Here is a 12159-nt window from a genome sequence, read left to right as displayed (position 1 = left end):
TACGTGTGGTGTTATTAATATTGAGAGATTGATAATATTAGAGGCATAAAAATGGAATATGGAGTGAAGCAATACTTGATGTGTATAAATGGAAGATATTTCTTAATTTATATGCAATTAGTATTATTTTACTAAACATTTTGGGATTTATAAACATTAATAGTTAAATTTTCTTATAATTCTGACTAGAGGTGGTCATTTAAACAACCCGATTAATATTGGAGTCCCCTGAAAATGCAGCATAAACAATAAAAAGCATCTGCCAAGACAACCTCTGTTGTCTTTATGCAGATGCTTTTTCGGAAGGGAGAAACCCTTTTATTCCACTTTTGTTAAATCAATGATCAAGTTGTCCAAACCTTTCAGCCTTCCATTTTCAATGGTAAACTGTCGATTCAACACATACCAGGCAGATTGAGACTCAATCCAAATACCATCGATTTGGTAATCACCATCTGAGAGATTGAGAGTAAACTCACCGCTATCATCTGTTTGTATATCATACCAAGCCGGATTTTCTTCTCTTGTGTGAATGCTGAAAATCACTTCTGAAAGACCTTGTTCCCCGTAGACCACTTTGCCCGTCAATGGCTCCGCTGGCTGATTGAGTTCTCCCAGGACATCGATGACGATCTCTTCAGCACCGACAAGCAGCCCCTGCTCCACTTTAAATACTTGATTCAATGGATACCATGTCTGCTCACTTTCCATCCAGATACCATCAATTTGATACTCCCCGTTCGGCAACGTCAAGCTGAAGTTTCCACTTTCATCGGCATACGCATCATACCAAACAGACGAACTGTCTGTGGTATGAAGACTGAATGGCACATTGCCAAGTGCAGTCACTGTCTTCGTTACCTTTCCTGTAATAGGTCCTTCCGAAGGGACCACTTCATTCAAGACATCAATGGTAAGTTCAACAGATCCGCTTAACTGTCCATTCACGACAGAGAAGACTTGATTCAACGGATACCATTTGCTTTCACTTTGAATCCAGATCCCATCTATTTGATATTCACCGTCGAGTAATACAGTACTGAACCTTCCACTCTCGTCAGTCTGTACATCACGCCACACCGGATTACTGTCGGTTGTGTGCAGGCTGAATAGTACTTCTGGTATTCCAATTGATCCTTTAGTGACGGTTCCCTCTACTGATCCTTGCTGTTTGATATCTATCGATAAGTCAACAATCAGTCCCGTCTCCCCTTCAAGCTGCCCGCCTGTCACGGTAAACAGCTGATTTAAAGGATACCATTTCTGTTCGGACTCTACCCAAATCCCGTCGATCTGATATTCTGCGTCTGGGAGTAAGAGTTGGAAATCGCCATTCACATCTGTCTGAACATCATACCATTGCTGATTTTCTCCTGTTGTGTGAAGACTGAATAATACATCTTCCATTCCTGTACCCATGTTCTCGACTCTCCCCATAATTCCTTCTGTTGGGGGAGGCTTGATTCCATCAACATCAATGATTAGATTTTCATATCCTTCAAGCTTTCCTGAAGATACGGTAAATAATTGATTTAATACATACCACTTTTGCTCACTCTCTATCCAGACACCGTCTATCTGATACTCTCCATCTGGCAAATAAAGGGCAAAATTGCCACTGACATCGGTTTGGACATCATACCATTCAGCGCCTGTGGTATGGATACTGAATGCAACCCCTTCACTTACTGGTTGGTTTTTATTCGTTATCTGCCCGATAATATTTTCATCTGTGCTTACCGGTTCATCTTCCAAATAAATCATAAGTTCATCCTGATCCTTCAGGATTCCATTTACTACCGAGAATGTTTGATTTAGGGTGTACCATTTTTGACCTGCTTCAAGCCAAACCCCGTCTATCTGATATTCACCATCTGGCAAATCCATTGTGAACTGCCCGGATTCATTCGTTGTTGTGTCATACCATTTCTCTTCTCCTGTTATGCTATGGACACTAAAGGTAACCCCCGGTAATGCCTCGTTTCCTTTTATCAAGGTACCAGTGACATCTGTCTTTACTTCAGGGATTTTCATTTGCAGCTGTGCCACATATTCTGTGGTATTTCCTGCAAAGTCAGTTGCTTTCACCATTACTTGTTCCGTTTCCTTGTCTTCAACAGAGTATTCATAGTGGAAGCTTCCTTCCTCATCCAATAGGACTGATTCTCCATTAACCGTCACAGAAGAGCCAATGTCTGAATTCCCACTCACCAGGATTTCAGGAGTCGTAAGAATATCTTGATCAAATGGAGACTCTACATAGAGTGTCGGCACTGAAGTATCGACCATCATTTCATACGTTTGTATGGTTTCATCCCCTGCTTCGTTAACGGATTGAAGGGTTATATGATTGGTCCCTTCTTCAAGCTGTACAATCTGTGAAAAACTTCTTCCTTGTGGAGAAGCAACCTCTTTATCATTTACCATGATCAGAGTCTCAGCCTCTTGATCCAATGTTACAGCCAATTCAATTTCATTGGAATTACTAACATGCAATGTCTTAATGGAATCATTTAGTTCAATCTTTTTTTCTTCAACTTTTCCATCTTCCGCCTTCCACTCAATATCCACATGTGGAGGACTTGGTTCTGGTAAATATACGTCAATCGGAGCTGAAGGTAAACTGTAATGAAGTTCGCCATCCGTACCCTCTTTATAAGACATGACTACAAGTTTATAATTCTTTTCTGTCGCCCATCCATCTATCACTGCAGAAGTACCTCCATCTTCAATCTGGAGGCCGCGGGAATGATCTACTTGATTGTTTTCATCAATCGGAGCCACTACATATCCTGCCACTCCTTCAACCGCTTCCCACTTCAGCTTAATGAATCCATTATTTACCCCTTCGTCTGTTAGCCCAGCTGGAATCCCAGGGCTAAGTGAATCGACGTATTCAACCAGTTGATCTGCATACATCCAATCAGCACCAATATCTTCTCGTTCTGCTTTTACAAAAATATAATGTTTGCCGCTGATCAATGTTTCAGGCAGCTCGATAACTTCTTCCCCGGCCAATGGAAGGTTTTCCTTCAAAAGCTCACCACTATAACCGTTCTTGCTGTCACTGATATATAAGCTGACTTTTGTATCCTCAGCACCTGAAATATCCCAAGACACTACGGGCCTTTCACCTTCAGCATCTACCTGTACGCTGTTCACTTTTGGTTTTTGCTGAACGGAAACCAGCTGAACCGACAAGTCGCTCGTGCCTTCTGTATCCGTACTGATTCTCCAGGTGCCCTTCTGCGGATTTTGCACGGAGATGAACGCACTGCTTTCCTCTTGTAAATAATTTGCCTGATCTCCCGTTTGAACCAATGGATATTCTGTACCATCTGGTGCATGAACGGTTAGGTCAGGATTCGTCCCTGTCCATTTGACCTCCATTAGAGCAGCTTCTTCAATTTCCTCTATAGGAATGGTTACCCCTAATCCACTGGCTAGTGTACTCATTACCGATTGAGAAGAATAGCTTCCTTCTGCCTTCATATTGGTTCCGTAGGTCACAACCACATCGTCTTTAATTTTCTGAGCTTGGATCTCCTCTTCCAGTTCAGATACTTTAAACTTGATATCATCTTTTTCAAAGTCGTATGCCACACCTACGTCAATTCCAATAAGAGTGGTGGAAACCATCACTTTACTTGGATTAATATCCCCTTTGATGCCATTAAAGGTTTTTCCGCCTATAAACCAGATATCATCAGGTACTTTTAACTTCCCTGAAGCAGATCCATTAAACGGCTTGGCTTTAGGCACTTTTAAAGAATAGTCCGCTACATAGGTATCAAATATATCCATGGAGCCGTTCGCATTAAAACCTTTCTTTGTATGCCATTCCGATCTTGATTTACCAAGCTGAAGACTATACATTTTCAAACTCCCACTTGAAGCTACATGAAGATTTGAGGCCTCAAGCTGTAAGTTGTCACCCATGATCAAATGTCCGCCATCAATTGTAGGTGAGAAGGTATCAGACAAGTCTGCATTGACAAATATGGTCGTTCCATAATCTTTGTTAGCACCTTGAATGTTATCCACCCCGCCGCCTACTCCACTTAAACCAAATGGAGTCGTACCGATGGGAATCGGTCTTGAAAACACACTTTGAATCGCCACCCTGTTTAATAAACCATTGTAGAAATTAAAGTCTCCACTAAGACTGCCTCCAGCAGGGACAATCATCTTCCCGATTTTTCCTACTTCGCCGCCGCCGCCAAAAGCATGCGCCTTCGTATTAAGGTTTACGTATGGTTTTGTGATTTCCAGACCGCCGAGGCTGAAGTCGGGCAGATTAAATGTCCCTTGCAAATCCATGCCGTCGGTTCTGACAGATAATTCATCAATTTGTACACTCGTTTCCACTCTGCCTCCAAAGGCAGGAGAGAAATCAATCGCCCCGCTGATATTCACCCCTTTTGGAGCAATCGTCACGGAATTGATTTCAATTGGCAGCTTCTCATATGAAAGTAATGATTTCCCTACAGACCCAGGCATCAAATTCACCGTTTTGGCATCAATGGTAAATTCCCCTTTATAGAGCGGAATTTGGCCAGCATAAAAATGATTCGATTCTTCAACTGGTATGTAAAGCATTCCATTACCGGAAACAGTATACTTTCCTTTATCTACTTTTAATTCTCCACGGTATTTTAAGAAACCATTTAAACTGATATCCCCTGTGACAGTATAAAGCTGATCATTGGCTGCGTTTTGTTCCACCTGTCCGGTAATGGTGATGTTCCCGACCTTCAGTTTACTTAAGGCACCGTCGTTGTATTTCACATGAAGATTGTCGCGGGGCCTTAATGTAGGAAATAGCTCATACGGTCCGTATAGCGTTAAGGTATCTTCGTCACTTATATTGGTGATTTTCAAATCATTTTCTTCTATTAAATAACGGTTACTGTAAACGAAGTCATCACTCTTGATAACATCTGTCCCGTTATACCATTGATAAGAATGATCATCCGGAGCATCAAACGTAATTCCAGGGGTCTCAAAGTTCATCGACTCACTAGGGGCAATCGTTATTTTATCCAACGCGGGACTTTCTATTTTTATTGGAACGTTGAACGTTTCGGATGGACCATAGATTTGTTGGTCCTTTATCATTGTAATGACTTTTCGAATTACCTCTCCATGAAGAGTTGTGACTTTATCACTTAAAGAATGGGCGCTATAGGCCCTCGCCGTTCCATCTTCTTTATAGTCAACATAATCATAATAACTCGGTATCACAAAATCTGAACCACCATAATACTCCCAGGTATCTCCTGCTTTCACATTTACTCTTTTAATAGCTGGGCCGCTTGTTTCTTCGGGTGTCACAAATGTTTCAGTCGGCCCATACACTTCTTGATCTTCCTGCATAGTAATGACCTTTCGTTCAACTTCATCATACAAGGTAGTTAATCGATCGCTAAGGGAAGCTCGACTATAAGACCTTGCTGTTCCATCTTCCCTATAGTCTACATATTCATAGTAACCAGGGATTGTAAAGTCAGAATCTCCATTATACTTCCAAGTTTCTCCTTCCCCCACATTCACTCTTTTGATTGCTGGACCACTTGTTTCTTCTGGTAACATAAATGTTTCACTCGGACCATAGACTTCTTGATCTTCCTGCATTGTAATAACCCTTCGCTCAACTTCTTCATTCAGAGTAGTTAATCGATCGCTGAGGGAAGCTCGACTATACGACCTCGCTGTTCCATCTTCCTTATAGTCTACATATTCATAGTAACCAGGGATTGTAAAGTCAGAATCACCTTTATACGCCCAGGTTTCTCCATCCTCTACAGTTACTCTTTTGATTGCTGGACCACTTGTTTTTTCTGGTAACATAAATGTTTCATTCGGACCATACACCACTTGGTCTTGTTGCATCGTAATAACCCTTCGCTCAACTTCTTCATTCAGGGTTGTTAATCGATTATTAAGTGCCCTTGAATTATACGACCTTGCTGTTCCACCTGCTCTATAATCAACGTACTCATAGTAACTTGAAATCGTAAAGTCAGAATCACCTTTATACGCCCAGGTTTCTCCATCCTCTACAGTTACTCTTTTGATTGCTGGGCCACTTATTTTCTCCGGTACCACAAACGTTTCATATGGACCATATACCTCTTGGTCTTGTTGCATCGTAATAACCCTTCGCTCAACTTCTTCATTCAGGGTAGTTAACCGAATACTTGATGCCCTTGAACTATACGTCCTCGCTGTTCCATCTGTTCTATAATCTACATATTCATAATAACTTGGTATGGTAAAATCTGAATCGCCCCGATATTCCCAGGTGTCTCCTTCTTTTACACTCACTGTCTTAAAAGCAGGAGCCTGAATCCGCTCCACTACACCAGATTCAGCCGAAACAGTTATCTCCTCGTCATCAGTGTTTTCAAGCACCATACGAGACTGCCCATCAATGTAGTGTCCATAGCTGCTGCTACCGTACCTGGTGGCTCCATCGGAATTATAGACCACATAGTTATGTCTACCGTACCTACTTACACTTATATCACCAGCTCCCGTAATTTGAACGCTTTCACCCGGTTGCAGTACCACGGATTCTTCCGCAAAAGCAGACTGAAGCGGAATAGATTGAAGTATTAAGAAAAATATAATAGCTAAAATAAAAACTTTTTTGATGAATTTGTTCATTATTAATCTCCCTTGGATGTTTGTTATCAGCATTAGAGTGGATATATTCGATATATTCCCCTGCGGAACTCAACAGTAGTGTTTAATAGAGCCATTCTCATTCAATTAGTCTTCCATAATAATTTTCTACATGACTCTCATACTCTTTTTTCTTTGAAGAAGAAATAGAGTCATACAAATCAAGAATGTGATTATTTTCATAATCAAACGAAGCTGTAATGACCTTGTTAACATCAATGATTCCAAATCCCGTATAGATGTCTTTACCAGGCACATTAAGGTCATTGCTTGATGTTTTAAGCAATGATAAAGCTTTTTCATTTTTTAAATATGTATTCTCTGCATACAGGTAGCCAAGAGCCCTGCTGACCATAGGTGCCGCCATGCTCGTGCCGGAAAGCACTTTATAACCTCCACCTAGATAAGTGCTTTCTACTTTCTCTCCAGGCGCAACAAAGTCAACCCCCTCTCCATATTGAGAAAAGGTTGATTTTTCACCATTGTTGTCGATAGAACCAATTCCTAGAACTTGATCATACCCTGCCGGGAAGTAGACAGGTGTCCCGCCCCCATTTCCTGTAGCAGCCACAATGATTATCCCTTTACTAACCGCCTCTTGCACTGCTTCTCTAAAGGCCGGATGGTCGTATGGGGCGCCGAAGCTCATATTTATGATGTCCGCACCTTGTTCAATGGCGAAATACAATCCTTCTACGATAGAGAAAATATCTCCGTCACCGTATTGGTCAAGTACTTTTATAGGCATAATCTTGATGGAATTTGGTGAATCCATTGCGATGATACCAGCAACATGTGTACCGTGCCCTTCATCATCCTGAGGTAAATCGTCTTCGTAAGCATTAAAACCGGGAACAATGTAATCAACCAGTATCGGATGGCTGTAGTCAATTCCTGTATCAAGCACGGCAATGGTGGTTTGTTGGTCACCATACAGTTTCTGAGGAAAATTCATTTTGGATAAATAATTCGGAGAGGTTCCATCTGAAGGGTAATCTTGATTTGTTTCTAAGAACCCAATCTTTTTATTTTCCCCCAAGAAAACTAACTCTTCCTCTTTCATGATGCTCTCTGTTTCTTTAGGGTTTTCAATTTCAACCTGATAGATTTCTTTCCCTTCAATCTTTTCTTTCACATTAAGATCATATTTGCTTTGTAATTCTGACATTTGGGATGTCTCTATGAGGTAAGTAGCATTTACCTGGCTTTCGGAGGTTATGGGACTAACTGTTGCAATCATCAGTCCTAATAGAGTGGATACGATAGTATTCATTTTTTCACCTTTTAATAGTAGATTAAATAAGACCTAATAAAAAATTTGGATAAAAAGATATAAAAACACCCGTTTATGCAAGTGGTACCATTTTACTATATTTTTTACTATTATTAAATAATAATTAGAAAATTTATCTATTAATGGATAAATCGAGCGATAAACAAGAAAGAACAGATCAATATCTCTAAACAATACCCTCCCACGGAGTATGTTTTTATTTTCAGGCTCCTTAAAGAAATAGTTTATAAAAGGATGCCCCAAACTTCAGGGCATCCTTCTCCAACTCACTCAAAAACCAGCTTCTCAACTTCTACTTTTGCTGGCTCCTAATGCGTCGGTTGAAGTTCTGGGAGGGCACCCCATGTTTAGAGAACATTATGGGAGGTTTAAAGAGCTGGTTCGTCTTTTTTTGAAAAGAAACAACCAGAGGGACAGGAATTGCGGTCTTTAAGACGTAGTTCCTGGCCCGCTGGTTTATGCGCTAAATCCCCCTTCTCTGAATCACGTTAGAAATCAATAACGTACACCCTATAATGGTAAAAATCAACGCCAATACAAAGTATCCCGTAGCATAATTTGCATTAATGATATAATTGTATGCATCTCCTCCGACATAAGCATTCACATTGCTGTCACCATATTCTTCATTGGTATAAGCGAATAGTTTATAAAACCCCATCATCATCAAAACAGCTGTAATAGCAAAGTTCACAATAACTTTAGCATCCCACACCGTCGATGCTGCACTCTCTTCATGACCCGTTGGCTGTTTCTCTTGTGGCAAATCCTTCTCCTCCATCCATGTACTTCCCAATGATAAATTCCCTTAATATATATACAAGGATTTACTGTTTAGACCTATAAAGAAACATTGGATCTGTCCATTCTTTTTTCACTGTAAAACAGTAAACGAATACCCATGCTGCATCTTCTCCGCCCGGATCCACCCATACTTCTCCAGCCGCTTAATCGCCCTCTGTATCCTCGAAATAGAATATTCGTCAATCTTATTCCCGCTATAAAACCACAAATAGTCTTTCAGTCTACCTAGCGATGCTATGTACTGACCCTTTTCCAGAAGACAGCCTCCCTCATAACCCGCTTCTTCCTTCGAGTGCGTAAGAATCCATAAATAGATACGCAGATCCTCGGTGTGACGAAAATTCGTTTCCTGTATCAATCCACTGGTTTCGAGTATTGATTCGAACATTGTCATCTCCCCCTTTACCCCCTATATACAACCAGCCGGTTCAAAAGGATACTGGGAGAGGAACATTTATTATTTATTTCTGTTTCACATGACCATAAGGAGTGCAGTTTGAACACCTGACATTACCGCTTCCCTTACACCGAAAGATAGGTCCTCCCCTCAGTAAACACCTTCAACTCTGCCACCAACTTCGCCTTCTCCGCTTCAAAATCCTCATCTTGAACGTGAGCCTCAGTACTCTGTTCACCCGTAAACCAATCCGGAAGCTTCTCTGTCCGGACGGGTTTTCTACGCTGTCCTACCGTCTTCTCCTTGACGACCTTTCTATACATCTTCCTGAACTCTTTCTCCTGGGCGTCCTTAACATCCCTGACATCATTCAGCTCCCAGTACATCAGGATTGCCTCCACATAACTCCAATACTGCTTTCCCTGTTCCACCGCCTTCTTCATCGCTTCCACCACCAGGCTGTCCGACAGCTTTGCACACCAGCCCCGGATTTTCTCCTCAAGATAAGATCCCATCTTGCCAAATTCATTTTCCTTGAAAAATGTCACCGCACAATCACGCGCGCTTTGTTGTTGTTGTTTAATTTTTCTTTCTGAAGATCTCTCTGAAGATCTCTCTGTATACGTCCCCTCCCCCGCTGGAGGTGCCCCTTCCTCCTGTCGGGACAAGCCCTCCTCTGAAGAGTGCATGCCGGTACGTTCCAACGTAACATTAGGGCAAATGGAAACCAATTCACTTACATGGCATTTTTCATACATGACCTTATTCACATTCCCGGCAACAGGCTGAACATACATGACATTGCTCAGCACAATACTCGACGTCGTGATCGTCCTGAACTCCCTTATCAGCAGATGATGATCCACCAGAAAACCGACCGCCTCCTTCACCTGTCTCTTCGTAAACCCATATGTATCAGAAAATGCCTGGTAACTCTTCTGCAGCATATCCCCTTTAAACTTGGTCCGCGTCCCAATCACATCGCCGTTCTCATCGCGGACAAGCGTCGGCCTGTACCAATACAGGATATCCGCCAGCAGCGTAATCGCGACGAAATGCGCCTTCCCGCTCGCAAACGTAATGTTCTTATACCACAAATGAGGAACCAGATTCCCATCGATTTTCATATCCCCGACCTGATCCACTACTTTACATCCTGATTTCATAAAAAAATCCACCTTTCTATATCTAGTCACTTACTAGGTATAAAGAAAGGAGGAAAAAGGACACCCTTGGACGAAATTTTTTAATTAAACGTTTGTTTAATCGTAGAAAAGGCTGTCTCATAAGGGAATCAGGATTAAATCAAACGTTTGTTTAAAAAGTCTATTAGCGAGATAACTTCACCTCTCCATCACAGGAATGTCTGAGCTCCCACTCTCATAGACTTATAGAAAAGAAGGGAGCTGGTCTCAATGCTTGAGTGGAGTGCTGTTATTGCAGCCGTCGCGTTTACCATTCTCGTCATCTATTTGATTTTGACATTAAGGAAAGTAATGACAACACTTGCTGAAACGAAAAAGACGCTGGCTGACACCCGGTCAGCTGTGAATGGCATTACAGAAGAAGCAGAAGAACTGATTCATACAGCCAACCAAATTTCTGTTGATGTAAAAGGAAAGATGAAAGCCGTTGAGCCTTTGGTTGAGTCCGCTCATGATGTAGGGGAAATCATACACAATGTTACAAGCTCGGTAAAGAGGACTGCTTTGCAAAAGAACAATCCTAAAACCATTCATGCGCGGGAAAGCAAGCCCGTCCAGATTAAATTGAAGTAAGCAAAAAGAGGTCGGGCGATCCGGCCTCTTTTTATTTGGGTGGGGGTCTCGCGCGAATTTTTTGTTAAGGCTTGATCACGACGATTTCTCCCTGCTCGCACACATAAATGGGATAGTCCCACTGCATCTATGCGGATCCGCTGTACGTCTCCATTATACTAGTTCACCTACTTTATTTAGACGTATTGGAAAGTAGAGTCGGAACCGTCCCCGGTTAACCCCTACCTTTCAAATTGGCCACTGAACCTGTCCTAATAAACTTGTTAAAATGACCCCCTTCATGATTCACCAACCGTTCGCGCAGGCATGTTTTTCTCAGTATTCGGTCTTCTATGCAGCTTCACCGCTTCCCAGATATGCCTCTCCTCCACTTCTTCCGACCCATCCAAGTCAGCAATCGTTCTTGCTAGCCGAATCACTTTCACCTGCGCCCTGTTGCTCCACTTCTTTGAAGATAAATTGTTTAAGTAGTGCAACTTATCTTGAAGACCCGGACTGGTTTTAATGATCCGTTGATAATCCACCCTTCCGTTACAGATCTCTTCACCATATCTTTTATACTGCAAAAACCTTGCTTCCTCGACCCGTTTTTGAACCTGTTCTGATGACTCTCTTTGTGCTTCTTTCTCTTCTTTCAAGTTTACTGGAGCGAGGGTGAGGAACAAGTCAAAGCGGTCGCGGATCGGACCGGATAATCGATTTTGATAGACAGTGATCTGCTTCGGTGTGCAAGTGCAATAGTGGGTGAGCGAACCAAGGTAACCACACGGACATGGGTTCATGGCCCCGATTAATAGAAAACAAGATGGATAGGTAACGGTGGAATGTGCACGGGAGATGGTGACCTTGCCGCTTTCAAGGGGCTGCCTTAACATATCGAGTGTTTTCTTTGTGAATTCTGCGATTTCATCAAGAAAGAGCACTCCTCTGTGAGCCAAAGAAATTTCTCCTGGCTTTGGGTTCTGGCCTCCACCTATGATCGATACACCAGATGCGGAATGATGCGGATGCCGGTATGGCGGTTGTGAGGAGTACTCATTCATGCTGGTGCTGATTTGATAAAGGCTCATGACTTCAAGCTGAGCTTCTTTGGTCAATGGGGGCAGAATAGAAGGAAAGCTTTCAGCAAGCATACTCTTTCCGCATCCGGGAGGTCCTGTCATAAATAGATGTAGACGTCAAGTTGAATTTTACACTTT

At 42.1% G+C, this 12159-nt stretch carries 7 protein-coding genes; 1 reads left to right on the top strand and 6 read right to left on the bottom strand.

The features are described from left to right. Positions 1–318: 318 nt before the first annotated feature. From ACXAFV_RS03595 to ACXAFV_RS03575, 5 genes are all read right to left on the bottom strand, one after another. Positions 319–6669 carry a hypothetical protein gene (locus tag ACXAFV_RS03595; RefSeq protein WP_475124507.1) on the bottom strand — a complete coding sequence of 2117 codons (6351 nt, stop codon included), beginning with the start codon at positions 6667–6669 and terminating at the stop codon, positions 319–321. A gap of 97 nt (positions 6670–6766) precedes the next feature. Next, positions 6767–7855, bottom strand: coding sequence for a S8 family peptidase (locus tag ACXAFV_RS03590; RefSeq protein WP_475124506.1), 1089 nt, complete (start codon positions 7853–7855; stop codon positions 6767–6769). Between the two features lie 589 nt (positions 7856–8444). Then, complete coding sequence (locus ACXAFV_RS03585) at positions 8445–8747, bottom strand: hypothetical protein (RefSeq protein ID WP_475124504.1); 303 nt, start codon at positions 8745–8747, stop codon at positions 8445–8447. Positions 8748–8855: 108 nt separating this feature from the next. Next, positions 8856–9173, bottom strand: coding sequence for a hypothetical protein (locus ACXAFV_RS03580; RefSeq protein ID WP_475124502.1), 318 nt, complete (start codon positions 9171–9173; stop codon positions 8856–8858). 134 nt (positions 9174–9307) lie between these two features. Then, positions 9308–10348: a DnaD domain-containing protein gene (locus ACXAFV_RS03575; RefSeq protein WP_475124501.1), complete on the bottom strand. Its 1041-nt coding sequence runs from the start codon at positions 10346–10348 to the stop codon at positions 9308–9310. Between the two features lie 249 nt (positions 10349–10597). On the opposite strand from ACXAFV_RS03575, the gene ACXAFV_RS03570 reads away from it, so the two are divergent. Then, a complete protein-coding gene (locus ACXAFV_RS03570; protein ID WP_475124500.1) occupies positions 10598–10960 on the top strand; it encodes a DUF948 domain-containing protein in 363 nt (120 codons plus the stop codon). A 278-nt stretch (positions 10961–11238) separates the two neighbouring features. Here ACXAFV_RS03570 and ACXAFV_RS03565 read toward each other — a convergent pair whose 3' ends face one another. Continuing rightward, complete coding sequence (locus ACXAFV_RS03565) at positions 11239–12123, bottom strand: YifB family Mg chelatase-like AAA ATPase (protein WP_475124498.1); 885 nt, start codon at positions 12121–12123, stop codon at positions 11239–11241. Positions 12124–12159 lie beyond the last annotated feature (36 nt).

The organism is Rossellomorea sp. ABR4_012 (assembly GCF_056159545.1).
The sequence above is the reverse complement of the archived record's forward strand: the minus strand, read 5'-3'. Positions and strand labels throughout refer to the sequence as shown.

Coding starts and splice junctions, on each gene's coding strand:
- ACXAFV_RS03580 (WP_475124502.1), bottom strand. CDS start 9,173: ATGTTCGAATCAATACTCGAAACCAGTGGATTGATACAGGAAACGAAT.
- ACXAFV_RS03595 (WP_475124507.1), bottom strand. CDS start 6,669: ATGAACAAATTCATCAAAAAAGTTTTTATTTTAGCTATTATATTTTTC.
- ACXAFV_RS03570 (WP_475124500.1), top strand. CDS start 10,598: ATGCTTGAGTGGAGTGCTGTTATTGCAGCCGTCGCGTTTACCATTCTC.
- ACXAFV_RS03575 (WP_475124501.1), bottom strand. CDS start 10,348: ATGAAATCAGGATGTAAAGTAGTGGATCAGGTCGGGGATATGAAAATC.
- ACXAFV_RS03590 (WP_475124506.1), bottom strand. CDS start 7,855: ATGTCAGAATTACAAAGCAAATATGATCTTAATGTGAAAGAAAAGATT.
- ACXAFV_RS03565 (WP_475124498.1), bottom strand. CDS start 12,123: ATGACAGGACCTCCCGGATGCGGAAAGAGTATGCTTGCTGAAAGCTTT.